Source organism: Rhodanobacteraceae bacterium, from assembly GCA_016713135.1.
Taxonomy (GTDB): domain Bacteria; phylum Pseudomonadota; class Gammaproteobacteria; order Xanthomonadales; family SZUA-5; genus JADKFD01.
In genome coordinates this window covers 300,036-325,044 of record JADJPR010000003.1, presented here as the reverse complement: position 1 = coordinate 325,044, position 25,009 = coordinate 300,036, and the positions used below count along the sequence as shown (strand labels likewise).

The 25,009-nt window shown below is 64.0% G+C and carries 25 protein-coding genes and 1 tRNA gene; 16 read left to right on the top strand and 10 right to left on the bottom strand.

The window, feature by feature from the left end; genetic code table 11:
• Positions 1 to 40 precede the first annotated feature (40 nt).
• The 5 genes from IPK27_05690 to IPK27_05670 form a co-directional block, all read right to left on the bottom strand.
• Positions 41 to 622: a DUF3780 domain-containing protein gene (locus IPK27_05690; protein ID MBK8067118.1), complete on the bottom strand. Its 582-nt coding sequence runs from the start codon at positions 620 to 622 to the stop codon at positions 41 to 43.
• On the bottom strand, positions 619 to 3,759 hold the full coding sequence (locus IPK27_05685) for an ATP-binding protein (protein ID MBK8067117.1): 3,141 nt from the start codon (positions 3,757 to 3,759) through the stop codon (positions 619 to 621). The genes IPK27_05690 and IPK27_05685 overlap by 4 nt, the downstream gene beginning before the upstream one ends.
• Positions 3,760 to 3,840: 81 nt before the next feature.
• A complete protein-coding gene (locus IPK27_05680; protein ID MBK8067116.1) occupies positions 3,841 to 4,071 on the bottom strand; it encodes a helix-turn-helix domain-containing protein in 231 nt (76 codons plus the stop codon).
• 264 nt (positions 4,072 to 4,335) lie between these two features.
• Positions 4,336 to 5,271, bottom strand: a complete 936-nt coding sequence (locus IPK27_05675; protein MBK8067115.1) for a WYL domain-containing protein — start codon at positions 5,269 to 5,271, stop codon at positions 4,336 to 4,338.
• A gap of 103 nt (positions 5,272 to 5,374) precedes the next feature.
• Complete coding sequence (locus IPK27_05670; protein MBK8067114.1) at positions 5,375 to 7,606, bottom strand: ATP-binding protein; 2,232 nt, start codon at positions 7,604 to 7,606, stop codon at positions 5,375 to 5,377.
• Positions 7,607 to 7,782: 176 nt separating this feature from the next.
• On the opposite strand from IPK27_05670, the gene IPK27_05665 reads away from it, so the two are divergent.
• The 13 genes from IPK27_05665 to IPK27_05605 all read left to right on the top strand — a co-directional run bounded on the left by IPK27_05665 (position 7,783) and on the right by IPK27_05605 (position 17,488).
• Positions 7,783 to 8,271, top strand: coding sequence for a hypothetical protein (locus tag IPK27_05665; protein ID MBK8067113.1), 489 nt, complete (start codon positions 7,783 to 7,785; stop codon positions 8,269 to 8,271).
• Positions 8,265 to 9,236: a DUF2779 domain-containing protein gene (locus IPK27_05660; GenBank protein ID MBK8067112.1), complete on the top strand. Its 972-nt coding sequence runs from the start codon at positions 8,265 to 8,267 to the stop codon at positions 9,234 to 9,236. Before IPK27_05665 ends, IPK27_05660 begins: the two co-directional genes overlap by 7 nt.
• A 79-nt stretch (positions 9,237 to 9,315) precedes the next feature.
• Complete coding sequence (locus IPK27_05655; GenBank protein ID MBK8067111.1) at positions 9,316 to 9,558, top strand: hypothetical protein; 243 nt, start codon at positions 9,316 to 9,318, stop codon at positions 9,556 to 9,558.
• 33 nt (positions 9,559 to 9,591) lie between these two features.
• Positions 9,592 to 10,632 (top strand): NERD domain-containing protein, encoded by a 1,041-nt coding sequence (locus tag IPK27_05650; GenBank protein ID MBK8067110.1) that lies wholly within the window; start codon positions 9,592 to 9,594, stop codon positions 10,630 to 10,632.
• 31 nt (positions 10,633 to 10,663) lie between these two features.
• Positions 10,664 to 11,212 (top strand): ATP-binding domain-containing protein, encoded by a 549-nt coding sequence (locus tag IPK27_05645; protein MBK8067109.1) that lies wholly within the window; start codon positions 10,664 to 10,666, stop codon positions 11,210 to 11,212.
• Positions 11,205 to 11,687, top strand: coding sequence for a hypothetical protein (locus IPK27_05640; GenBank protein ID MBK8067108.1), 483 nt, complete (start codon positions 11,205 to 11,207; stop codon positions 11,685 to 11,687). Before IPK27_05645 ends, IPK27_05640 begins: the two co-directional genes overlap by 8 nt.
• Before the next feature lie 228 nt (positions 11,688 to 11,915).
• Positions 11,916 to 12,110, top strand: a complete 195-nt coding sequence (locus IPK27_05635; GenBank protein MBK8067107.1) for a hypothetical protein — start codon at positions 11,916 to 11,918, stop codon at positions 12,108 to 12,110.
• Between the two features lie 74 nt (positions 12,111 to 12,184).
• Entirely contained in the window at positions 12,185 to 12,808 is a 624-nt protein-coding gene (locus tag IPK27_05630; protein MBK8067106.1) for an HD domain-containing protein, read from the top strand.
• Positions 12,805 to 13,116 carry a hypothetical protein gene (locus IPK27_05625; protein MBK8067105.1) on the top strand — a complete coding sequence of 104 codons (312 nt, stop codon included), beginning with the start codon at positions 12,805 to 12,807 and terminating at the stop codon, positions 13,114 to 13,116. The genes IPK27_05630 and IPK27_05625 overlap by 4 nt, the downstream gene beginning before the upstream one ends.
• Positions 13,117 to 13,392: 276 nt before the next feature.
• Positions 13,393 to 14,823 (top strand): AAA family ATPase, encoded by a 1,431-nt coding sequence (locus tag IPK27_05620; protein ID MBK8067104.1) that lies wholly within the window; start codon positions 13,393 to 13,395, stop codon positions 14,821 to 14,823.
• Positions 14,824 to 14,854: 31 nt separating this feature from the next.
• Entirely contained in the window at positions 14,855 to 15,328 is a 474-nt protein-coding gene (locus IPK27_05615; protein MBK8067103.1) for a hypothetical protein, read from the top strand.
• Positions 15,325 to 16,713: a hypothetical protein gene (locus IPK27_05610; GenBank protein MBK8067102.1), complete on the top strand. Its 1,389-nt coding sequence runs from the start codon at positions 15,325 to 15,327 to the stop codon at positions 16,711 to 16,713. The genes IPK27_05615 and IPK27_05610 overlap by 4 nt, the downstream gene beginning before the upstream one ends.
• Before the next feature lie 64 nt (positions 16,714 to 16,777).
• Complete coding sequence (locus tag IPK27_05605) at positions 16,778 to 17,488, top strand: methionine adenosyltransferase domain-containing protein (GenBank protein MBK8067101.1); 711 nt, start codon at positions 16,778 to 16,780, stop codon at positions 17,486 to 17,488.
• Here the strand turns inward: IPK27_05605 and IPK27_05600 are convergent.
• The 3 genes from IPK27_05600 to IPK27_05590 form a co-directional block, all read right to left on the bottom strand.
• A complete protein-coding gene (locus tag IPK27_05600; protein MBK8067100.1) occupies positions 17,445 to 18,608 on the bottom strand; it encodes a tetratricopeptide repeat protein in 1,164 nt (387 codons plus the stop codon). The genes IPK27_05605 and IPK27_05600 overlap by 44 nt on opposite strands.
• Before the next feature lie 78 nt (positions 18,609 to 18,686).
• On the bottom strand, positions 18,687 to 19,742 hold the full coding sequence (locus IPK27_05595) for an Hsp70 family protein (protein ID MBK8067099.1): 1,056 nt from the start codon (positions 19,740 to 19,742) through the stop codon (positions 18,687 to 18,689).
• A 5-nt stretch (positions 19,743 to 19,747) separates the two neighbouring features.
• Positions 19,748 to 20,143, bottom strand: a complete 396-nt coding sequence (locus IPK27_05590) for an Hsp70 family protein (protein ID MBK8067098.1) — start codon at positions 20,141 to 20,143, stop codon at positions 19,748 to 19,750.
• 287 nt (positions 20,144 to 20,430) lie between these two features.
• Between IPK27_05590 and IPK27_05585 the strand changes: the two genes are divergently transcribed.
• Positions 20,431 to 21,174 carry a histone deacetylase gene (locus tag IPK27_05585; protein ID MBK8067097.1) on the top strand — a complete coding sequence of 248 codons (744 nt, stop codon included), beginning with the start codon at positions 20,431 to 20,433 and terminating at the stop codon, positions 21,172 to 21,174.
• Between the two features lie 4 nt (positions 21,175 to 21,178).
• Positions 21,179 to 22,084: a hypothetical protein gene (locus IPK27_05580; protein ID MBK8067096.1), complete on the top strand. Its 906-nt coding sequence runs from the start codon at positions 21,179 to 21,181 to the stop codon at positions 22,082 to 22,084.
• A gap of 217 nt (positions 22,085 to 22,301) precedes the next feature.
• Here IPK27_05580 and IPK27_05575 read toward each other — a convergent pair whose 3' ends face one another.
• Entirely contained in the window at positions 22,302 to 22,856 is a 555-nt protein-coding gene (locus IPK27_05575) for a hypothetical protein (protein ID MBK8067095.1), read from the bottom strand.
• Positions 22,857 to 22,894: 38 nt separating this feature from the next.
• Here IPK27_05575 and IPK27_05570 point away from each other — a divergent pair, with 38 nt between their 5' ends.
• A complete protein-coding gene (locus tag IPK27_05570) occupies positions 22,895 to 23,041 on the top strand; it encodes a hypothetical protein (GenBank protein MBK8067094.1) in 147 nt (48 codons plus the stop codon).
• A 1,849-nt stretch (positions 23,042 to 24,890) separates the two neighbouring features.
• Here IPK27_05570 and IPK27_05565 read toward each other — a convergent pair.
• Positions 24,891 to 24,966, bottom strand: a tRNA-Ala gene (locus IPK27_05565).
• Between the last annotated feature and the right edge of the window lie 43 nt (positions 24,967 to 25,009).

Genomic DNA, 25,009 nt, shown 5'->3' with positions numbered 1-25,009 from the left:
TGTCTTCAGCCGAATAGACTCATCGTCCTCGGGTCATCCATCAACGCTCGCTTTGCCTTTTAGGTTCAACGGCATCGATGTCGGACAGGGCGTAGTACAGCGCTTTGCGCCACCCCCGCTTTCCGTCCTCCGCAAGGCCTCCCTGGGCTGCGGTCATTGCATACAGCCACCAGCGTTCCTCTGGGCGCAGGGCCGTCCACTTCATGCAGATGGCATCTAGTTGCTCTTCACCCGCATGCTCCGCCGCCCACATCAAGACACAAAGCTCCTTACCGAGCATGCGATCCAGCAGGTTGTCCTGGGGCCTCCAGGAACTCGGCGGAACCTTTCGCGCACGCAGTCGCGCGTTGAAGTCCTTGCGCGCAGCGTCGGCCAGCTTTCCCCACTTCGCTCGGGGCAAGAGAGCACGCACTTCAAACTCCGGCGTGCCTTCCAGTCCGGCGAGGTAGCCGTAGTCTTCAGTCAACACGACCTCGCCGGCACGCCCGGCCGGTATGTTCGCCTTAAAAACATGAGCTCCGAATTCAGCGCTGGCACCAAAGCCAGTGAACGTGCCTGGCTCGGCGGCCTTCAGGGCGGTTGTGCTTTGAGGCTGATTTTCGGTCACCAATGGGTGCGTCACTCGACCTCCTTCCAGTCGCCGGCATAGCTCAGTTCAAGCGTGCCAGCGAAGTCGATCAGGTCCTGACCCGAGGGGAACTGCGCTCGGAACTGCATCGTCACCGGCGTGGAGGGTGAGAAACCCACCGCCAGCATGGTCAGCGCTTGCTGTACGCGTTCAGCCTTCGCAGACTGGCCTTGCAGACCAAATTGCCCGAAGGCGGACCCCTCCTGGATGCGCAGGACGACATCAGTGAATTCGATGTTGCGTTCTGTGGCCTTGGCCAGCGCTGTGAACACCTTCTCGCGGGACGTGATCTGGGCATTGCGCTGGGTCGGGAAGGCAACTGGCTTGTTCAACGGGGGCTCTGGTTCCGCTCCACCGCCGGAGCCACCACCCGCACCACCACCACCACCACCACCACCGGCGGCCTGCGGTATGCGGAAATCCGCCTTGGTTTCGAGTCCGCTGGCCTCCGCAAAGACCAGCAGGATGGCTGCTTCTGGGCCAACAGTGAACGGCGCGGTGTAGCCGATGCCATTGCGCGGCTCGGCGCCATTGAGCGTGTAGCGGAGAACATCGGAGCGAGGAAGCACCTTCAACGTGACGACCCGCTTACCCTGTGCGCCTGGCGCAATCTCCCACTGAACCATCAGCTTGTTCGGCCAGATGTAGGGGGCGCCCTTTTGCGTACGGCCAGAGTGGTCGACTGCCAGGAAGGCCACGCGCAGTGCCTTCGTCGTCAGCTTGTCGTCGTTGAGCTTTGGGCTCGCCTCGGTGACTTCGCCGTCCTCGGCGTAATGCACGCTTGTGGTGTCAGGACTCGCGTTGATGATGCCGATCTGGAGGACGGTGGAACCGTCGTCCTGCATCTTACCGACCGGCGTGACTTGAACCCCGGCCTGCTTGGGCTTGGGCTTCTTGGTGGCGTAGCCGTTGCCCAAGTCTTCCCAAAGGCCTTCGTTAATTGCGCGGGTCTTGATCTTCTCAAGGTCGCCCGATGGCAAGAAGTACATCGAGCAGTCGGTTTGAGCCTTGTCCTTGATGTCTGCCCATGCGACGTCGTCCTGCGCTCCGAACAGGCGCTCAACGCGCGACTTCACGCCAGAGAACTTGGTAGGGTCCTGCCAGTCGAGGTAAAGCTTGATCGGGTCCTTGGTGAGGGTGGCCTCAATCCGCGCTTCGCCGTCGTTGGTGTCGCCGCTTTGCTCCAGGTTGCGGGGCTGTAGCTTCGGGGGCGTGTTTTGGGTCTGGAACGGGAAGAACAGCTTGTCGAACAGTGTCTTCACGACGCCCGTGAAGGTCAGTTCGAACTGCTTCTTCAAGTCTTCAAACTCTTCCCACTGCGGCCCGCCGCGCTCAACGCGGCGCTGTGCTTCCGCCTGACCCGCCGCGTAGACCATCTTTGCGGCTTCCCAGAGTTTGTCCATCTCGAACGAGCGCTCGCCACACAGGATGAGCAAGTTGTTCTTACGCGTCAGGCCGTCGAAGAGCTTGACCACTTCTTCCGGCGGAAGGGATGAATCCGGGGGAACGATGGCCAGGACTCGGCCAGCCTGAACGTCGGCCTGGATTTCGTCGATCAGCGGCAGGGCGAGCACCTTGCTGTACGCAGACTTCCGCTTCGGCTCGAACATCTGCTTGAGCCGCGTGGAGACCAGCTCCTTCACCTTTGGCTCGGGGGCGCGCTCAGCCATCCCGACCAGCATCTTGGTCAGGTTCTCGATCTTGTCGAAGTAGATCCGGCCCTCGGTCGTCTTGTGCATATACCAGGCGGACTTCTGCAGCGACTCGATGGCGGCCTCGAAGAAGCTCAGGTCCGCGAGAGGAGATGCCAAGCATTCGAGCGCCTCCGACCGTGTCAGTCCCTTCACGGGGTTCACGGCGGTCGACATGCTGGAGATCAGCAGCAGGTTGGCGGCCTGAGTGGCGCAGTCGCTGCCTGCGTTGGCATCAATGACCTGCGCGTGGGCGCCGCCTTCCTTGGAGTAGATGTCGCGAGCTACAGCGTCCTCCAGGCGGGAGATGGAGATGACCTTCTCCCGAACCTCGTCGATGCTGAGGTCAAAATGCTGCGGCCCAATCAGGAGGACGTCGTCGGCCTGGCGTGACCACACCGAGTTCAGAAGCCGCGAGGCGAGCTCCATCAGTCCGCGTGTCTGCTGGAACTCTTTGTTCTCCTTGAACAAGGCGAACAGGTTTTTCATCTGCGGGTGGAACGGGTAGGTCTGCTCGACCTCCATGGCCAACTGCTCAGGGGTTTTCTGTTGATCGATCGTGCGCGACTTCTGCGCCTGCTCGATGCACTTGGCGTACATCTGGGCCAGGTGGCCAATCTTGTTGCCGTCAGGCAGGCTGGCGAAGAGTCGCTTCTTGAGAATGGCGTAGGTCTCGTCACCAGCCAAGTCGACCGGTGTGATGTTGAACTCGACGCGACTGAGTTCCTTGCGCGCGTTTTCCAGCGCAGAGTTGATGATCTGTGTGCCCTCGGCGTGGGACGCTTCAAGGTCCGACACCACCACGCAGATGTTCTTGCGGGCCATTGCCGCGGTCAGCATGTTGGCGAACGCGCGTCCTGCGACGTCTGCGACCGTGCCACCACCAATGGGCTGAGTCTTGTAGTACGCAAAGTAGGTCGGCATCTCGTCCAGCAGGATCAACGCGGGCGCATCGATCTTGTTGAAGAGGGCAGTCCAATGGTTCTCTCCCGGCGCCTTGACACCGGGCTCGAAGAAGCCCTCATGCCCAAGCTGGGCGGCAACACGACCCCAGAAGTAGTCGTCTGGCTGCTCACGGCCGTTGAAGAAAGTGACTTTCGCTGCGCCGAACTTGTAGCGGGCGGCAGCTTCGCTGAAGAACTCCGACCGCAGCGATTCGTGCCGTGCAAGGAACGCCATTGTCTTGATCAGGTGGGTCTTACCTCCACCCATGGCTTGCTTCAGGCGGAAGACGGGCTTGCCGCCTTGGCCCCCTGAGAGCCGTTTGAAGCCCTCCTGAACCAGCTCGACCATTCCCTTGGTCAAGTACGAGTGCTTGAGAAACAGGCGGCCGTCGTCGATGCTCTGTGTTTCCTCATCGACACGCTCGATGCCATCGCTGATCCGGATGCTGAGCGCGCCCTCGTTGAGGGTGCAGGCTTGTTTGACAGTTAAGAGCATCTCGTTACTCCGTCACAGGTTCTGATTTTCATTGTGGCTGGCAATCGCCGATCGAATTTGACGTCGTTGGAGCCGTGCGATTCATGTCTCCTGGCCAGGAGGTCGCCCCTTTCCCACGTCTCCCGCGGCACTGGGTCCCTTGCGTGAGTCAATCCATCGCTGGATATCAGCTCGCTGGAATCGCCACGCGCCGGCAACCTTGAATCCTGGCAGCTCCCCCTTTTGGGCGAGGCGGTAGATCGTCTTTTCATCAACGTTCAGAAAAGTCGCAACTTCCCTCACGGTCATCGCTGGCTCTAGGACGGGCGTCATCGGCTTCCTCCGGATTGACGCAATATAGTGGAAGCTGGGGCAAGCCAGTCCAAAGAAAGCAAGCGCGCCCTCCTTAAGGCTGTGCGCGCAGAGGCTCACCTTGTGAGCTTGGCCGCGTGGAAACTTCGCCTACAACGGGAACCGCATCCGGAGTGGCCGACCCACGCCAACCTGGCCTCCCGGTCCAGATCGAAGCACATATGCGAATGGGCCTCTTCGGACGCACGAAGCCCCGGGGAGCAGCCGCTACATCGGCGTGTGTCATCAAGCCCCCTCTCGATACACCTGATCTCCAAAACTCGCCAAGAACGCATCCAACCTCACATTAGGCACCACCGTCGCCGTCACCCGGTGGTACCCGTCCTTGTCGGGCTTCGGATCGATCTTTTGGTCCTCGCTGATCGGCATCTCTTCGAACTCGATGACTCGATCCTGGTGGACCCAGAACTCGATCTGTTCGGACTCGCCGTAGGGCCAGCCAAACTCCTTGGCGACGTGCTGCTTGAAGTCGAAGCCTTCAAGCCGGCGGCTGTCGCCGGGGAGCATCTGCGCCTGGGACATGCGCATGAGGTTGTAGCTGTAGGGGTCGGTGTAGTTGTTGGCCACTGCGATTAGCGTCAACACCTCGCCGTCGAGGACCAATCCCTGCGGGTGCAGGACCATCGACTTGGCGACGCGGGCGCCGCGGCGGCGGTAGTCCACCTGCAGCTGTCGGCGGTTCCACAGTGCCTTGCTGACTTCCTGGACGATGGCGTCGTCGAGGGGTTTGGGGAAACGTGGTGGTCCGGCGGGCAGGTTTATCACATGCGCCAGCCACCAGGCAGCCTGTGAGTTGGGGTCGAGTACGCTGGCACTCCACTTCTGGTCTTGCTCGAGATGGTCGGCAATCGCAGGTGGCATCAGCCTTCGAGCCATCTGGTGCAGCAAAGTTTGCTGAAGCAACTCGGCATCCCGGAAGGCCAGCGAGCGCAAGGGATGCCTTTCTCGCCATTTCCATCGGGTCGCAATCCCTGACCCCTCATGGATCTCCTCGATCGGCGAATCGGGGGCGCTGGCAATGGCGTGCAGGCCCTTGGCAACGCCTCGATCGGTCTGCGGCCCAGGGATGTCCTTTTCCATCAGCTTTCGGACGGCTGATGCGGGGTGGGCGCCCTTGCGCGGAAGCGCGTTCAGCAGCCGGATCATGGTCTTGTAGCTCATCGCACCCCCTGATTCCTGCGGGCAGCTTCGCGTGCAGACGGAGCTCGAATACTGCGCGCTCGATCACACCCATTGCGGTGTAAGGTCAAGCGCGCGGTAAGCGTCACTCTGAGGCCAGCGTGCGCTCGGACACTTGTTCGGCGTCAAGCGCATCGACCAGACCGATGACGTTCGCGAACGGAGCGAACTCATGCCGACGCGAGGCAGTTTCGAACGCGCCCGGTGTCAGGCGGTCGAGGCGGTTGAGACGCGCATGGGCAGCCTCCCATTGCAGCGAAGTGCCGGGCAGCTCAAGCGATCGCGACACCTGATCAAACAAGGTGAGGCGCTGTGGCGCTGTGAGGCAGCCGAAGCGGACCTTGAGGTCGAACCGGCGCAGCGCTGCCGAGTCGATCAGGCGGAAGCGATTGGTGCACATTGCGAGCACGCCCTCGTAGCGTTCCATCTGAGTCAGCAATTCGTTGACGCCGGTCACTTCCCAGTTGCGCTCGGCGCGCTCGCGGTCCTGCAGGAAGCTGTCGACCTCGTCGATCAGCAGCACGGCGCCCTCGCGCCTGGCGCAGTCGAAGGCCTCCGCCAGCTGGCGTTCGGTCTGGCCGACGTAGGAACCGAGCAGGTCGGATGCGCGCTTGACGCGCAGAGGTCGCGCGAGTCGTTGGGCGAGGTGCTGCACGTACGCGGTCTTGCCGCTGCCCGGCGGGCCGTAAAGGCATAGCCGTGCGCGACCGGTGCGCTGAATTTGCCTGGCCACGCCGTCGAGGTCGGCATCCGCGTTCACCGTATCCAGCGAATAGCGCGTGGGCAGCAGCACTTCGCCGGCATGCACCGATTGACCGCCGGCCTTGCGCGCTTCCTCGAATACGCTGCGCAGGAAGGTCTCTACCGTCTGACCCTTAGGCGCGAACGCGTGCGCCTTCGCCAACCTTTCGAGTTCAGCCGGGGACAGGTCCTCCAGGCCCAGCAACTGCTCACGCCAGCGCGCGCTCACCGGCGTTTCCGACAGCGCGTGGTCGAGCAGCCGACTGCGGGTAGCACGCGGCGGTGCCGGCACTTCGAGGATCAGATCGAAGCGGCGCAGGATCGCCGGATCGATGTGGCCCACTTCGTTGGCGATCCAGATCGTCGGCACTTTCGTCCCCTCCCGCAGGCTGTTGATCCAGCCCTTCTGCTGCCGCGACTTGGCGTCGAACAGCCAACTCAGCGACGGCACCGGGAACAGGTCCTCGGCTTCGTCGAACACCAGCAAGGGCCGTTCCAGTTCGGCCAGCGCGTGCTGGCAGAGCACAGCGGACCGGGCGCGCGAGTCGCCGGGGCGCGGTTCGCCTTCGTCATCCTCCACCGGCACTTCGAATGCAGCAGCCGCCAGATTGCCGGCCAGCAACCGCGCGATCTGGGTCTTGCCGTGCCCCGGCGCGCCGTGCAGCAGCAGGTTGCAGCCGCGCCGGCCGGTCATCCACGCCTGCTCGATCGCCGCCTGCATGGCTTCGATCGGGATACGCAGGTGGCTGAAGTCCGCGCTCACGCGTTCGCTCGCCGGCACTGGCAGCATGATCCCGGCCAGCGGATCGCGGCCACCGCTACCCTCTTCACCCAGACCATCCAGCAGCGCGGCCATCGGGTTCGAATCGACGTCGGTCAGGTCCGGCGCCTGGCGGTCCACCAGCCCGAATCTCGCCAGGCCGGTACGCGACCGCGTCGCCTCGACGAACTCGTTCACCGGAACATCGAGCGCGGCTGCGATGGTCGCCGCCCGCGTAGCCGATTGCACTTGCTGAAACGTGCCGGCCACCTCGCGCACGTCCGCGTCGTGGCGGACCAGCGCGCAGAAGCGAAGGATCGCGACGTCGGTTGCGCTCAGGTGGAGACGTCGCTGCAGTGCGATCAGTCGCGCCTCGAAGGGTCGCTCGTCGAAGCGAGCGAGTGCGCGTTCGCGGTCGACAATCACCGCGCGCAGGAAGCGCCCGAGGCGGGCGGCGGAACGATCGCCGGCCACGAGGCTGCGGAGGCTCTCCCGATTCGGCCAGAAATCACGGGCCTCGTCGGCCAGTTCATCGAGTTCGAAAGTCCCGAAGTATTCCTCCCCGGGGCCGCTATCGTCGGCTTTCAGGTTCACGACCAGTGTTGGCGCTCTGCCCTTCTCCGTGTGCGGTCGCAGCCCCGGTGCCAAGTGCGAGAACTCCCAGTGATTCTGAAGCGCGTCGTGCGCCATGGCGGAGAGCTTTCGGCGCGGCGGAAGCGCGAGCAGCATGCGTGCAAGCGTGATGTCGACCTGCAGGCCCAATTCGGTCTCGGGCCGTTCCCAATGCAGCTCACAGCGACGGTTTTTCAGGGACATTCCGGTCGACTCCTGGTCGGTGATGGTGATCGAAAGGATGCACCCCAACCTGGACCTTTCAGTGCCAGCTCGTGGGTGTGTTCCGACGCATCAAGCTGTCACCGTTTGTACGAGCCTCGGATGCAGACTTTCTCCACCGCACTTCGCAGAGGGCACCCATGAGCACAAACGTTCGATTGTCGAAGTCCAAGTACATGGCGGGCCGCCAATGCGAGAAGCGGCTGTGGCTCGAGGTCCATCGCCCCGACCTGATCGAGTGGGACGATGCTCAGACGGCTCGACTGGCAAAGGGCACCGCGTTCGGCGAGCTCGCGCGGGAACTGCTCGGACCGGGGGTGCTGGTGGACTTTGGTCCTGACATGCCGGCCGCAGTCGCGAGGACGTCGAAACTCATCCAGAAGTCCAAGCCGCCGCGACATGTGTTCGAGGCCACGATGAGTCATCGCAACGTGCTGGTTCGCGTCGACGCCCTTCGCCGCAAGGGCGCTGCCTTCGAAGTCATCGCAGTGAAATCCAGCGGCAGTGTGAAGGAACCGCACCTCGACGACTGCGCGGTGCAGACCTGGGTGGCGCGAGGGCCGGCATCGATGCGCGGCGCACCTGGGTCGCGCTGGCCGACTCGCAGTTCGTCTACGTTGAAGAGGGCAACTACGACGGGTTGCTGAAACTGCAGGACGTCTCCGTCGAAGTCGAAGCGCGTCAAGCCGACGTTCCGCGTCTCGTGCGGCGCTTCCAGAAGGTTCTGCGCGAAGACGAGCCTGACATGTGCACCGGGCCGCATTGCCGCAAACCCTACGAGTGCCCGTTCATTGCGCATTGCCAGGCGCAGGAGGAGCCGGGCCCGGACTATCCGCTCGAACTGTGGGCGCGCAGCCCAGCGCTGGTTCAACGACTCGCCGATGCGGGCTTTGAGGACCTGCGTGACGTGCCGCTCAGCCTTGTGCCGAAGGGCAAATACCAGCGGATGCTCAAGGGAAGCCGCAGGGGCAGGGCCATCGTGGCGCCTGAGCGGCGGCGCCAACTGGCGGACTTGCCGTATCCGCGCCGATACCTCGACTTCGAAGCCATCGATTTCATCGTCCCGCGCTGGTTGGGTACGCGCCCGTTCGAGCACATCCCGTTTCAGTGGTCCTGCCATGTCGAGAAGGCAGCGGGTGATGTCGTGGCGCGCGGCTACCTGTACATCAGCAGCGATGACCCACGGCGAGAACTCGCTGTGGCGCTGATCAAGACCTGCGGCAAACGCGGGCCCATCCTGGTCTACGGGCGCTACGAGGCCCAGTGCCTTGCATCGCTGTCTCGGCACCTCCCGGATCTGGCAGGTGCGCTGGATGGCATCCGTGCAAGGCTGGTCGACCTCCTGCCGCTGATGCAGAACCACTATTACCACCCCGAAATGGGCAAAAGCTGGTCGCTCAAGTCGGTGCTGCCGACCGTCGTCTCCTCACTCGACTACGCAGATCTTGGCGATGTCGCCGATGGCGTGGCTGCCCAGGACGCGTACATCGAAGCGATCGATACGGCGACAACGCCGGCGCGTCGTCGAGAACTGAAGACCGCATTGAAGCGCTACTGCGAGCGCGATACCTGGGGGCTGGTGGAGATGGTGCGAGTGCTGTCGAAGAGGTGATCAATGCGGGACCGACCGGCAAATCGGGCAAAGGTCCTGGGGCGTTGGGTTTCACGATCAGTTCGCGAGGAGTTGCATCGTGGCAGGAGTCGGTGGAAATGACCTGGAGGCGGGCTCATCCAGACGCCATGCGATCGTCGTGAGCAATGTGCTGGACGAGTACGACTGGCTCCGGGAGCACTTTCCTGGGTACCGCGTGACGCTGCAGACACTCTGCCTGGACGTCGACGGCCTATACGACGTGCTCCAGATCGAATCCGAGAGCGGGGATGCGCGCGAACTGTATTTCGCACTGGGTCGTCGTTCCAGGAGAAGGGACTAGGCCCGGCGGCCGTTGACAGGCAAGATTCGGCGCATGGCCCGTCTCTTCCCCGCTGATATCGATGCGACCAGTTCGAGCGCCCCGCTGGAGGCGGCGACAGCGCTGCGCCTGCGCGATGGCTTGCCGGATGACTGGTGGGTAATTCATGCCTGCCACTGGACGCTGCCCAAGGGTCGTCACATTGGCCAGGGCGAGGTGGATTTCGTCGTGGTGTCGCCGGGTGGATCGATCGGCCTGATCGAGCAGAAGAATGGCTTGGTCACCATCGAGGGCGAGGAGTACATCAAGCACTACGGACTGCTCCGCAAGTCGGTGAGCCAGCAGATGGGGCGCAGCCGCGCTGCGGTGATGAAGAAGTTGGGAGAAGCGCACCTCCCGGCGCGCGCGGTGGTGTCGATCCTGTTCGTGCCCAATGTCGAGGTCGTGCGAGTGCGTGGACTCGGCATCGATGAGTTGGCGCTGGTGGATGCCACCGAAGCCGATCAGTTGCCGCAACGAGTCGAACGGCTGGTGCGCTGCAATCAGGTGAACCCGGAGCTGGTGCGTTCACTGCTGAACTTCTTCGCGGGCGAGCTGGATTTCCGGCCGAGCCTGCACGCACTGAAGGCCTCGACGGCCGCGGCGCAAGTGCGCCTGTCCGGTCCACTGCGGCTGCTGCTCGACGGATTCTCGATGCGACCAATGCGCCTCAACATCGAGGCCTGCGCCGGTGCCGGGAAATCGGAGTTCATCCGCCAGCTGGCCGAACGCAGCGACCGCCAGGGTCGGCGCACGCTGGTGCTCTGCTACAACCGTCCACTCTCGGCGCTGCTGCGCGATGCCTTGCCACCTGCCGTGACGGTCGATACGTGGCTGGGCTTTCGGCGGCGATACGCCGAGGCACTTGGAATCGATGTGCGGTTTCGACCGCTGCAGATCAAAGGGCTGTGGGAGCGGATGGAAGCGCAGATCGACGAGCGCGGGGACTGCTGGGCTGGCCGCGTTTCGTTTCGACACCATCCTGGTCGACGAGTCGCAGGATCTGGACGCGCGGACGTTCGAGCGCCTGCAGGCGCATCTGGCCAAGGGCGGTGACCTCGCCTGGATCGGCGACCCCGACCAGCGCTTGAGCGAATCGTCGGCGCCGAAATTGGAAGGCTTCGCAACGCTGCGTCTTCGCGAGAACTTCCGGACACCGCAGGGACTGGCGCGCGAACTCGGAGAGCTGGCGCCGCCCGGGACGATCTTCCGCAATCCGCACGAGGGCACCGGGTTGACGATGCTCGATGCCACCCAGCAATTCGGCGAGGCAACGGTGATCGCCGCCGAGATCAGGCGCCTGCGGTTGGCGGGCCACGAACTGACCGACCTGATCATCTTGGAACTAGGCGGTCTTTCGAACCTGGATCGCTTCGGTGATCGCATCGGCGAACATCGCTTGCGACGATTCACCGGGCAGTACAGCGACGACGGCGAACAACTGCTGACCGACGGCGAACTCGACACTGAGACGATCGGGCGCTTCAAAGGCCAGCAGCGTGCTCACGTGATCGTGGTCGGCCTGAACAAGGACGGGCCGGTGAAGCCGCGCACGCATCGGGCCCTTTACGTGGCGCTGACACGGGCGACGGTGGGGGCGAGTGTGGTGTTGCGCAGGGCGCCGCAGAATGGATGATCAGGCGATCGTTGGTCGATATCTCGGTACACGCGGCATTAACGCAGATGCGACCCCTGAAGCCGTGCTGGTCGCGGGTCCACCCGCGACTGGCAAGACCCGCTGGCGGCGTGAGCACCTGTCGAACCACGCACCGATCGACGCGGGTGACCTGTTCTGGTTCTTGGGTGCTTCGGTTGACGACGACTTTCCCGGCCCATGGGAAGACACCCTTCAGCGCATTGGTCGGCTGGTCGCGGAAACAGCGTTGCGCGAGCGGCGCAATGTCGTCATCGAACTGCTGGGCGGCGAGGACAGCCCGGTCAAGGCAGTGGTAGCCAGTCTCCGCGCCGCCGGCTATCGAACGCGGATGATCGCTATGGTCTGCGATGTCGAAGTGGCCATGGCCAGGAACGTGGCACGGGGCGCCGACAACATCTCCTGCTACTTTGCAGAAGGCCTCCACGCTGGCTGGGTACTCGACGCAGCGCCCTGAAATGCAGTCCATGCGACCTCGGTTTCGATCGCTTGCCTCCGCAAAAGCAGATTCGCCGCTGCAGCCTGTTTGGCTTGGTGGTAGAATCACTGCGTGGCGGCAACACGCCACACCGCCGGTTTAAGACAGACAACTTCCAGGGCGGAATACAAATCCTGGTAAAGCGTCGTTCCTCCGACTGGGTTCGGCAGGGGCGACTTCCCGCCCATGCCCGTTGGAGTTGAGCCTATGTCCATTCCGTTGTTGACCCTTGAGCAGTTTGTGGCCTCGCTGGACCCGGTCCAGCGCGAGTTTTTCCTCGCGCGCGAGTCAGCGCATGAGCGCCGTTACGCGGCCGGCTTCGATGCCTGCTGCCGCGCGCTCGGCGTGTTCTCGGAACTGCAGTCGCAGTCGACCCTTGAGCGTCTGGCCCGCCAGGGCTGACCCCTGTCCCGCATGAACCCACTCCGCCATTGCCGACGCGCAATGACGGGCAGCCTTGACCGAAGGAGCTCCCCATGACCGTTCTGACCCATCGCTTCACCGAGGCCATCGATTACGCACGCATCGCCCACGCTGCGCAGTTCCGCAAGGGCTCGGGCATTCCCTACCTCTACCACCTCCTTGGCGTCGCCAGCCTGGTGCTGGAGTACGGCGGCGACGAGGATCAAGCCATCGCCGGCCTGCTGCACGACGTTCTCGAGGATTGCGGCGAGGAGCACGCGGCGACCATCCGCACGCAGTTCGGCGATGCCGTCGGCGACATCGTGAAGGCATGCACCGACGGCACCGTCGAGGGCAAGGCCAAGGCCGAGCGCGGCGGCACGGCGCGCGAGCACTGGCGCGAGCGCAAGCTCAAGTACCTGGATCACTTCCGCCACGAGTCGTCCGAAGCGCTGCTGGTCTCCGGCTGCGACAAGCTGCACAACGCCCGCGCGATCCTGGGCGATCTCCAAGATCCCGCTGTGGATGTCGCCGTGTTCGAGCGCTTCACCGCGAAGCGCGACGGCACGCTGCGCTACTACCAGTCGCTGACCGAAATCCTGACCGAACGCCAGGCGCCTATGGCGCGCGCCTTCGACGCCACCGTGGCGCGCATCCACGAGAAGGCCGGCGCGACCGAGCGCAGGGGGCTCGCATGAGCGGCGAATGGTTTCTGAAGGTCTACGACAACTTTCATTACCAGGACGAAGGCGAGACGTACATGCGCGGCCCCTATCCGTCCGGCCGGCATGCGCTCAGCGAGGCGCGAGGCATCGTCGATGCATCCTTGCGCAGGGAAAAGCGCCACTCGCAGAGCGTCGAGCAGTTGCTGTCGCGCTACAAGTCTTTCGGCGAGGACCCCATCGTGCTCGGTCCAGACGACGTCGACTTCTCGGCCTGGGACTACGCCGCAGCACGTGCCGCCGCGATCTTCGCGGAGCCAGCCAGCGAAGACGACGACGATTGATCCGGGCGTTCGCCGTCTCACTTGGTGAGACGGGCGCAACCCATGCTGAATTCGGCCCATCGAGGCCTTCCGCCGGTTCAAGACAACTTCATGCGGGGCCACAGCCAGTAGAGCGTTTGCGTTGCACGATTCCAGGTGCCTGTCCCTGCGACTGACAGGCGTCGCCGATTTCAAGTGACAACTTGCGGGGCGACTCATCAAGTACTGCTAAAGCGTCGGTGTCGCCCACCGTTGTGGCTGCGCCGGCCCGCCCTTTTTCGGGACCAGGAGCACGTCATGGGACGCACGGCAGCAGCGAAGAACACGGTTTCAGCGGCAGTGGGCAGCAAGGGCTGGCTCGAGCGACTCGGGCTGATCGGTCTGTCATCCATCGAGGCGCCATTGCTGGCGGCGCTGGTCACCCAGGATCCGCTGCTGCTGATCGGCGCGCACGGCACGGCCAAGAGCCTGCTGCTGACGCGTGTGGCGCAGGCCTTGGGGCTGGAGTTCCGCCATTACAACGCCAGCCTGCTCAACTTCGACGATCTGGTCGGCTTTCCGCTGCCCGGCAAGGATGGCTCGCTGGCCTATGCGCACACGCCGGCGTCGATCTGGGGGGCCGGAGCGGTGATCTTCGACGAGATCAGCCGCTGCCGGCCGGACATCCAGAACAAGCTGTTTCCGATCATCCACGAACGCCGCGTGCAGGGGATCGCGCTGGATGCGTTGCGCTACCGCTGGGCTGCGATGAACCCACCGGGCACGGAGGACGACGACAATGGCTATGCCGGATCGGAACCGCTGGATGCCGCGCTGGCCGATCGCTTCGCTTCTGTGATCGAGATGCCGCCCTGGGCGCAGTTCACGCTGGCGCAGCAACTGGCGGTGATCCGCGCGCGGGACACCCCGGTGCGTGCCGCGGACGCCCAGTTTCTGATCGATCTGATCGGGCGCACCCGCGCCAACCTGGAGGCCTTTCCAGACAGCTTTGCCGACGCTGCGGCGCAGTATGTGCAGACGGTGGCAGCGCTGCTGGCGCAGGTGGGGCTGGCGCTCAGCCCACGCCGCGCCAATCTGCTCTACCGCGGTGTGCTGGCGGTGAACGCAGCGGCGCTGGCGATCGATCCGAATGCCGACGTGTCCGACCAGACGCTGCTGGCATTGCGCAGCAGCCTGCCGCAACGGGCCCAGGGCATTGCGATTCCGGAGATCAAGCTGCTGGCCGCACATCGTGAAGCCGTGCGCACTATCCACCTCGCGGCCAACGATCCTTTGCGCGCCATCCTGTGCGCGTCGGACCCGCTGACGCGGCTGCAGTTGGCCGTCCGCGCCAGCCGGCTGCCGAGGAGCGAGTTCTCGCGCATCGCCGCCGACGCGCTGGCGCAGTTGCCCCATGGTGCCCGCGAGGCTGCCATCGTGCACTTGTTCGAGACCGGCGCCATCGGACGGCTGAACGCCGCGATTGCCGCGCAGGCCGGTGCGACCTACCGCGACCTCGCCCTGCCACCGCAGTTCTCCGAGACGCTGCACGCATCGAATGGCCGTTACACGACATGGGGACGCATCAAGGATCTGCTGTCGCGGCTGGACCCGGAGGACGCACGCGCCCATCTGCAGGCCAACGCGGTGGCCTCGCTGTTTGCCCGCAAGCAGTTGCAGACGCCGCAGGACGCCGAGCAGGCCTTCGCCGCGTTCGCGACCACGGACCAGCTGATGAGGTGTGCATGAACGCGGATCGCCACCCACTCTGCTGCACAACATGAGCGCGCCGCCCAAGAGCGTCGTCAAGTACGAGGGCCTGTCGGCCCTGGCGACGCGCAACCTGCCTGGCGGCTCCGGCGTCACCTGCATCAAATATCAGGGTGAACGCCTGTTCGGCACGCCGGTCCGCGTCGAACTGGACGCCGACTGGTGCGGACTGACGCCGCAGGAGGCGCTGCTGCGACTGGGTGCCGTGCCGGACGCTGATCCGTCGCGCCAGTTGGCGGCGCTGATCAACCAGCGTGCCGACGAGCTGCCATTGCCCGACGGTTGCGCCGTGATCCCCGTCAGGGACGACCACCTGCTGCGCTGGCGTGATCCGCTCACCGTGCTGGCGATCCTGAGCAAGTCGGCCGCGACCGTGTGGCTGCGCAGCAAGACGCCTTTGCTGACGGTCGCTCTGCGGCGGGAGCCGGTGTCGCTGCTGGTGCCACCGGCCTTTGCGGGGCGACTACCGCCGGTGCTGCCATGAGTGCGCTGCGCGGTAATGACAGCGCGCTGGCCGAGCGAATCCTCGATGCATTCCCGAGCGGTTCCTACGCGCTGTCGGGGCTGCTCAGGCTGCTGGATATTGTCGAGACCGACAGCGTGCCCACGGCGGCCGTGGAGTGCCGCATCCAGCCGCGCATGCTGATCAATCCGGCGTTCGTACAGGCCTTTGCGGCGACGCCGGAGAAGCTGCTGATGCTGGTCATGCATGAGTTGCATCACGTGCTGCTCGGCCACACCACGCTGTTTCCACGCAGCACGCCCGCGCACAACTTCGTCTTCGATGCCGTGATCAACGGCATCGTCTGCCGCATGTTCCCCGGAGCGGAGCACACCGCGTTCTTCAGCGACTACTACAGCGCCGAGCGCTTCCCGGAGTGCCTGCTGCGGCCGCCCCCGGGATGGCCACACACGCCGGGCGTGGCGCCGGCCGTGCTTGTGCTGCCGGTGTCCTGGCGCGACCGGGCCCAGGAGTTGCACGCCGCGCTCTATTCGGACACCGGCGCCAGCTATCACGAGGTGTTCGCGGTGCTGCCCAAGCTGCTGGCTGCCGCCGGCGATCTCGTCGCCGATGTGGATGGCGTGCCGCTGCTCGGCGGACACGCGACGCCGGGCACCGCTGAAGGTCAGCTGGAACAGCAATCGCCGCTGATGTTCGACATCGTGCGCGAGCTGGTTGAACAGTGGCCGCAACCGCCAGATCCGATCCGCGGCCGCTCGCTGGCCGACGTGCTCAGAGCCAGTTCGGTGACCGCACAGCGTGACCCGAGCAACCGCACGCTGCTGCGCCGCCTGATTCGCCAGGTGGCTGGCGAGCATGGATCGGGCCGGGTACGCAGGCTGGGCGACGACGCCATGGTCACGGTCACGCCATTGCCGACGATGGCGCGCCGCTCGCTGGTACTGCGGGCACTGGGCGCCGAGCCGCTGCTGCATCCTGACGCGCTGCCGTGGCGACGCCGCATCAGCGCCGGCGCGCGGGTGCATGTCTATCTGGATGTCTCGGGCAGCATGAACAGCGTACTCAACGCCTTGTACGGGGCCGTGCTCGACTGCGAGGCGCTCGTGCATCCGACGGTGCACCTGTTCTCGACCCTGATCGCCAACGTCTCGCTCGCGCAACTCCGGGCCGGCGTGTGCCAGAGCAGCGGCGGCACCGACATCGCCTGCGTCGCCGAACACATGGCAACACACCGCGTGCGGCGCGCCGTGCTGATCACCGATGGCTGGGTGGGCGCTCCAGGCGGCAGCCATCTGGACACGCTGACGCGGGCGACGCTGGCCGTGGCTTACCTCGGCACCGGAACCAACCAGACCGACCTGAAAGACGTCGCCCGACACACTGCCGTTCTCAAATCTGGGGCCTGATCATTGCATCGGCTACGCCAACCATCTGGCAGAGACCGGCCATCTGCCGGTGGAGCACTGGCTGGTGCGCCGCCTCGCGCAGCGGCTGCACGCGCTGCGCCGGCAGTCGCCGGAACTCGGACTGGGGCCGGATGGCAAGGTGCTGATCTGGCTCAGCGAAAGCACAGGGACGACCACGCAGAGCTGGTCATTGCAGGCCTTCAGTTGCTCGTTGCAGCAGCGCACCTCGGCGGACGAGATCGCACTGCACCGGGCCGTTCGCCTGGCGGTGGCCGACGAGCTACAACGGGCGGCAGCGCGCCTGCCGGGCTTGTCCGCACAGTTGCCGGATCAACTGACCGTCAATGGTGCCGGGGCCTTCGAGGTCGGCGGCCCGGAAGGCGACAACGGCCTGTCCGGCAAGAAGCTCGTGGTCGACGCCTACGGTCCGCGCGTTCCCATCGGCGGCGGCGCCTGGTCCGGCAAGGACTTCTTCAAAGCCGACCGCGCCGGCGCCATGCACGCGAGCCGGCTCGCCAAAATGATCGTACAGCTCGGGCTGGCCCGCGAGGCGCAGGTCGTCCTCGGCTGGTTCCCCGGCGATCGTTCGGCACGCCTGCTACGCGCCACCCGCGCAGACGGCAGCGACATCGATGCCGGCGCGTTGGCAAGGCATTTCGATTTGAGCCTGCGGCGCAGCGGAACGACGTTTCCCGTGCCTGACCTGGCCGAACTGGCCCGCTGGGGACATTTCAGCGACACGGACCTGCCTTGGGAACGGGACGCTGTGCTGTAGCCGCACGTCCAGGCGAGGCCAGTGATGACTCAGTAAATGCGGGCTTCCTTGTCACTGCTCGGCGTCGTCGCTGACCGACTGCGTCTCTCCGTACAGATCTCGAACCGGGTACGGCTGACCGACATGCATGACACCGACGGTGGGGATTTCCAGCGCCACGCAGCGCCCGAGCGCGCTGTGCTTGCTCCAGGTCCTCGTCGGTCTGGCACAGATAGACCGAGCGCTCGCATGCAGCACAGAACCGGATGGCCGTGTCGCCTTGTACCGGTTCCAACTTCTCCCAGCGGGCGCGGCAGCGCTTTGCCAACGGGCACTGGAGGATGTCCCATGAAACCTTGCTCATGCCGCGGCCCTCATCTCGTTGGCGCCATCTCCGCGCTCCGGTAATAGCGCACCCTGCAGGGCGCTGTCCTCCTCGGCTTCGATCTGCGCGGTGCTGGCCGCGCGGAACTTCGGGGGCCAGATCGTCGTGGCCGAGCGAACTCGCACACCGCGCCAACCAGCCCAGGCTCCACACAGACTGTTTGGTCGGATCGACCACACGGCTGATCGCGTCCTGGTGCAGCAGGCGCGCGGTGGCTTGTTGGCCGAGCGCGGCGACAATGTCGCCTTTGAGCACCAAGTACGCCGGCTGCGGACTGCGTTCCATGACTTGGTCGACAACGTCCAGCGCTTCCTGGTGCCGCTTGTTCCGATGCAGAAATAGCGCGAGGTTGAAGGCCGCCGTCGGCCATTCGGCGGCTTGCCGGTAGACGGATTCGGCGCGCGCCAGGTCGCCGAGTTCTTCGAGGTAGATAGCCCTCAGATTGAGGAGGTTGAAGGTCGGGCCATCTCGCTGTACGGCGCAGGAAATGTAATGCAGCGCGCGGTCGCGGTGACCGATGCGCGCGGCATCGCGGGCCATCTGCTCGAACGTACGGCCCAGCTGATGGTCGGGAACGTTGCCGCAACGTACCTGTTCCTCCGCTTCCAGCAAGCGGCAGCGCGCGAGCTGTCCCTGGTCGGTGTGCGTCAGCGGCGCATCGAAGCGCTGCTCGAAGTCGCTGTCGGCGCAGTCCTCGCCCTGGACGCGACGAAGTTTCAGCGTGATGCACTGGTTCTCGTCGAGCGACCAGATCACTTCAAGCGGTTCACCTTGCTCGACCGGCGCCCTCGAGTTGCCAGATCGAGCGACCGACCACGCGGCCGCCGTCGGCGATCACCTCGATGGCCAGATCCATCGGTCGATCCGCGACAGTCGCTGGCGCGTACACGCGCAGGGGTTGATCGGCGTCCACTGGCGCGCGGCGCCGGCCTTCACTAAGGTGACCAGCCCCTGACGCGTGCGCAGGCCAAGTTCGGCGCTGCTCGCAGGGGCGATGAGCGGCTTGCCGGTGGCCGCGATGGCGAGCGCCTGCAATGCTGCGCCGCGCGCAATGGCTCCCTGCACATCGAGGTCATCGCCCAGCTCGACGACATCGGCCTCGCTGAAGCAACCCTGCAAGGCCGTTTGCACCTGCGGAATGCGGCTGCTGGAGCCGGCCAGCACCACCAGATCGATGGACTCGGGCGGCAGCCCGGCGCGCGCCAGAACCTGATGAATCGGTCGGAACACCGAGTCGCGCTCGACATACTCGTCTGACGCCGTTTTGTTGGGATGCGGTTCGAGGAACGGGCGCAGCAGCTTCTCGAACGTCGCCTGGTCGAGGCGCGCGTCGCTGAGGAACAGCTCGCGCTCGTTCCACTCAATGCAGTGGTCGCCCGCTGATACCACCTCAACTGCGCTGGTGGCATCGCCTTCCTCGATTTGCGCGCGCAAACGCTGGCACAAGGCACGCTTCAGTTGCTCGGCCACCGGCAGCAACACCGGTTCGAAGCGCCTGCGCTTGTCGGCGAACGAAACCGCCGTGCGCGACAGTCGATAGCGCTCCAGCAGCGTCGGAATCAGGTGCCCGTGGACGATGGCACGGTCGATGTCGCCGCCGCCGATGCGGTGGTAGCGGCTGGTCGCCAGCAGACGCGGCGCCAAGGCCGCAGTCTCCGAAGCCTGCAAGGTGAACAACGCGACATCGCAGGTGCCGCCGCCGAAATCGAACACCAGCCAGGTCGCGCCAGCCGCCAGATGCTCACCAGCGATGTCTGGATCGCGGTGCAGCAGGTCGAGCACGGCGGCGTATGGCTCATCCAACAGCCGCACTTCCTGTCCGCCGTTGAACACGGCGTCGGCGGATTCCAGGGTCGCGGTGCGCTGCGCGCCATGGAACGAAGCCGGCACGGTGATCACCAGCGGGTCTGCGAATGGTTCGCAAGTCCAGCCCGGATGCTTGAAACAGATACCCGATGATGTGGGCGGCAATCTCCGTGGCCGACTGGAAGCCTTCCGGAGCACGCGCGTAGGTGTGCTGCAGTCCGATCTCGTTCTTGGTCTCCGGAGAACGAACCTTTGTGCTGGAAGAAGCGCGGCGTGCGCGCCAGCCGCCTGGCCGCGTGGCCGACGATGGCTTCGCCGTCCTTCACAGCCACGACCGAGGGCACCGCGATCTGACCTTCCGGTTGCCCAGGCTCGTCGATGGTCTGGCACTCGCACACGAGTTCGCCATCCTCGAAGCGCGCCACCGCGATGCAACTTTTGGTGGTGCCGAGGTCGATGCCGACGGCAGTACCGTCGAACTCCATTTGCGCCAGCGCATCGCGTAATTCGTCAAACACGGTGGTTGCAGTCATCGCCCGGCTCCTCGCCTGGTGGTTTCATCGCCAACCGTAGCGTGCGTACAGCCAGTCTCAGCAGGTGAGACTGGCCGGCAGAACAATTGGACTCACCCGATGACCGTTCCTTCCGAGGAGAAACTCATCAACACGCTCTCCGCGATTCCGGTGTTCTACGACGCCCGCATGGTGGCTGACGCGCGAAGCTCTCGCCGAGCGCGGGCAAGCCGCGCGAGGTGGTGGAAAGCTGGAAAACAATGAACGCGCCGCTGGCGTTCAAGCCCTTCGATCCGGCCACGCGCGAGCAGTTGGCGCTGGCGCATTCGCGTCACTTCGTCGACGGCGTGCTGGAGGGTCGTATCCCCAACGGCTTCGACAATCGACTGATGGCTGTGGCTCACGCGCTGCCGTGGACCTCCGGCGCAATGCTGGCGGCGGCGCGCGAGGCGCTTACCAACGGGAAGGTCGCCGTCGCGCCCGTCTCCGGTTTCCACCATGCCTGCTATGAGGAAGCCTCCGGGTACTGCACCTTCAACGGCCTGATCGTCGCGGCGCGCGCCCTGCTGACCGAGGGACGGGCCAGCCGGGTCGGCATTCTCGACTGCGACATGCACTATGGCGACGGCACGGAGCAAATCATCCACTTCCTCGGGCTGGAAGCGTCGATCAAGCACTTCACTGCCGGCGGGGAATTCGACCGCCCGGAACAGGCGAAGCAGTTTCTCCGAGATCTGCCTGACGTCGTGCGTGACTTTCAGGGCTGCGACGTGGTCCTGTATCAAGCCGGCGCCGATCCGCACGTCGATGATCCGCTGGGCGGGTGGCTGACGGACGCACAACTTGCTCACCGCGACTTCCTGGTGTTCGAGCACTGCAAGAAGCTCGGCCTGCCCGTGGCCTGGAACTTGGCCGGGGGTTACCAGACACCGCTGCGCCGCGTACTCGACATCCACGACGCCACCATGCAGATGTGCGTCTCGACCTACCTTGATCGGGAGTAGTGCCATGCCTCAACTCAGGAGCGGGCGCCACGTCGCCCTCAGCGCCAGCCCATACTTGGATGCCCTGGCGTCGGAGAAGGTCGAATCTCGGTACTTCGCCGTCCTCGCGTTGCGGGTGCATGCCAACTCACCGCAAGCACTGCGCGATCACCTGGTGATCGGCTACTTTGTCGAAGGCCAGGGCACGCCACCGGACGCGCCCTCCTACAACAGCGGCTATTGCGTGGCCGACGTGCTGGAAGGCCGCAGCGACTGGAGCGCAGACGAGGTCGAGGAGTTCCGCCAGTTCCTCGACGAGCCGCGCATCGGCGCCTGGCTGCAGGCGCAGTTCGACGAGATCGACGATGCGATCAGGAACAACCCAGTGTGGGGCTCGGAGTTGCTCGACCTGGGATCGGGCGGGATTGACGTGCACAGTCTGAAGCGCGCCATCGTCCAGAAGTCAGCGCTGGACGCAGATGCCATGCGGCAGCTTCGGAACGGAACGGAATTCCCTGCGGATTCGGATGAGCCGACTGACGTGCCTGCGCCAGTCGACGTGATGGAACCTCAAGCCATTCCGGAGTCAGAACCGGATCCGCGGAGGGATCTGCCGCCGCTGACCCCCGAGCTTCGGAAAGTCATCCTCGATCTTGCCAGTCAGCCAGACATTCGTTCGCTCTCGTGCCCCTTCAAGGACTACGACCTCTGGTACGCGCTGATCGAGGAACAGATCAAGCGAAGCAAGGCCACAGGACTGCCGTATCAGGAGGCGTTCTGCCTGTGTGCGCCCGACACCGGCATCGATGGGATGCAGAAGTACGACGATGAAACAGAGGAATGGCCTTTCCACCCGCCACCCATCGGGGGGTTTCTATACAGGAGCAATGCACCCTTCGAGGACTGCCACCCGTTTCGTCGGAACGAGTAGCAACTCGCACGCGAATGCCGTCGCAGGCGGCAAATGCGCAAACGACGTCGTCGTACAGGAGCGCGCACTGCATGCGCGGCTGACGCGGGCGACGGTGGGGGCGAGCGTGGTGCTGCGCTGAATCGCGGGCAGGCCCAAACGAGAGATGGCTGCGCCTGTCCGTAAGAGGCATTCAGAGTCGCACCGAAGAAACTTCCGGCCTGACGGCGCTCGTACCTCAGAGACCAAGCCGCATCTTGAAGCGACGCACCATCGCCTCTGGGTTACTCGAGTAGATGCGATCGGCCACGAAGGTGCATGGCCCGTTGTCGACAGAACTGGACTGCTCCGACATGCCCCGCAATGAATCCAGCGCCTCGCGCATTACATCCTCGACTCGCTCGACGTCAGGCAACTGGTCGTTAGCGTCGAGCAGTTCAGACACTTCAAATGCGAAGTTTCCTGGGTCGTCTGGAGTTTCCTCGCCAGAAACCTCCCGCAATAGTCGGCGGCGGTCGATGTCATTGAGCGTTGGCAACAGCGCTGCAAGACTCTTCGGACCATCAACCTGACTTCGACCTTCGAGCCACGCGTCGACCAGACGAATCTGAAGGCTTCGCGCGATCTCGTTCCAATCCTCGAGTGTCAGCGCCCCGAAGTCATCATGCGGGTAACCGTCGACAAAGATCACAACCACGTGGTTCGCGCAATCGATAGCGCCACAGACGGGGCATTCTTCGCCCTCGTACTCGTCATCGGGGTCCTCGCCGAAGCCATCTTCACCTTCGTTCATGCTTAACCTCTGACTCGTGTTCGTCGTTCGAGAGCAGGGTGCCCAAGAGCCATCCGTTGCGCAATTTGCCGGTGCTGGTCAACGGCACTCTGGCGTCGATGGACAGGAAGTTCGATGCGGTCAATCAGTACAACGGCCGCCCTGCACCATTGCGCAAGTTGATGCGGACGACGAGGATGCTGTGAGGATCTGATGCGGAAATCGGCTCAAGCGAGCCCGATTATTCCTATTGGTCGCCTAACCAATACCCTGCGCTCGGAATCTAACTCGGCTTAACGACTTCCGCGACTAACTCCTCAACCGGAAGATCAACGACACACTCCTCGCAGTCTTCCCCTTCAATCATCACCGCTCCTGGGCGAAACGCCACGTCACCGAACTCCGCACACCCTCGTACCAGGACCAGGCGGACTTCTCGAATTCAGCACCTTTCTCGATCGCGGCCCATCGACTGGGACTCAGTCTGATCGTGCTCGATGCATCGTCATTGCCCCAGTACGCGGTGATCTCAACGTGAGCTCTTCGATTCGGCTTCATGGCAATCGTTCCCTTGTCTTGTCTGGGTGGCCAAATTCTCCGACGTCGGCCTCTTCGAGAGCTTAACAGGCAGATGCGAAGAGATGCTGCGCTACTACCAGTGGCTGGCCGAGGTCCTGTCTGATCGCCGGGCCCCGTTGACGCGCGTTTTCGATGCCGCCGTCACGCGCATCCACGAACTGGCCAACGAAAGCTAGCGCAGGGGGCTGGACAGCGATTATTCCAGGGCACCCTGATATTTAGGTGTTCCAAGGATGCTCATTATTGCCTCGTGATGCTCCTTATTAATCCGAATTCTCACAGGGATTTCGCCATGGTTCGCTCGGAGACTTCCAGAAACGACGCGCTTCCCAGGTGCTGGAGGCCAAAACCAGACCCTCTGGCCATCACTGAGACTTCCTTCGATACAATCACGAGATTCAGAACTTCGATACGAAGTTCTAACCTGCACTTTACCAACGCCCTCGATAGCGCACAATTGCACCGGCGTGGGAGCTCGAGGACGACCGAAGCAAGCTCGCAAACCCGCAGCGTCCCCTTCGGCCTCTAGTGCCCTTCGAAACGACCGTCTTATCTCTCGTACATCCTTTGGTGCTTCTCCAGCGCTTTCTATCGCAATTCCCAATGCCTCTGAGGCGCTCACCACGCCATAATCCATCCGTTCAGTTCCTCCGGCAAACGAGTCTCCGACAGAAACCACTTCCCAAAGATCTGGCCCCACGAATCGCACTTGGTAAGTGAAACTGTCAACAGCGCCATATCCACTCGCTATGCAAAACCAGGCCTGAGATTCACTTCCCGACTTCTGGGGCTCGTGCTCGGACATAGCTACCACTCCTGCAACTTGACTACTTCGCCCTGCAGTCAATGACGCGCTGAAAGCGCTTCCCCCGAACGCCGCGTGAAGCAGTTGCGGCGAGACCGCGCCCTGCAGTCTACGTCTGCCATCACCAGCATCGCTATTAACCTGGCCAAGAATGTCCAGCTGGCTGCGTCGGATCGCGACTTGCGTCGTCGTGAGATCGCTGCGTCCGAAGCGCAAGCACGTTGTGATCGCGGCCGGCTGTGTGGGACGCGCCGCGCGCGCCTTGCTCGTACGAATCAGCAGTGCGGAAGGTGAGGAAGGTCAGCGGCTGAGCGCATCGCCTCGGCCACCAACTGCTTGCGCAGAGCCATCACGCACTCACCCCATGCCACTCATGCGCGTCCATCGCCGCAGTTTGCCGCCGATCTGCCAACCACGTCTCCCCTCCAACTCGCACTCTTGAACCAAGAGTAAGTGATTGATCTTTATCGTGTGGATAACTTCATCGCTTGGTTCTTGGCTCTCCGGGGACCAGGGGAGCAGAGAGTGCGGGCGGGGTAGAGAGCACTTTTCGGGCTTCCGGGGCCTCGACGGCGGGAAGCCAGGTCCACGCGATGACCCTCAGGAACCCGCAGCCGTGCGCAATGGTTGCGCATTTCGGCATTCCGGGAGAGTCAGTAGGAACCGAGAGATGGTGGAGCGGAGGAGGATCGAACTCCCGACCTTCGCATTGCGAACGCGACGCTCTCCCAGCTGAGCTACCGCCCCACACAGAGCCGCGAAGCATAGACACTTCGTGGGGGTGATGGCA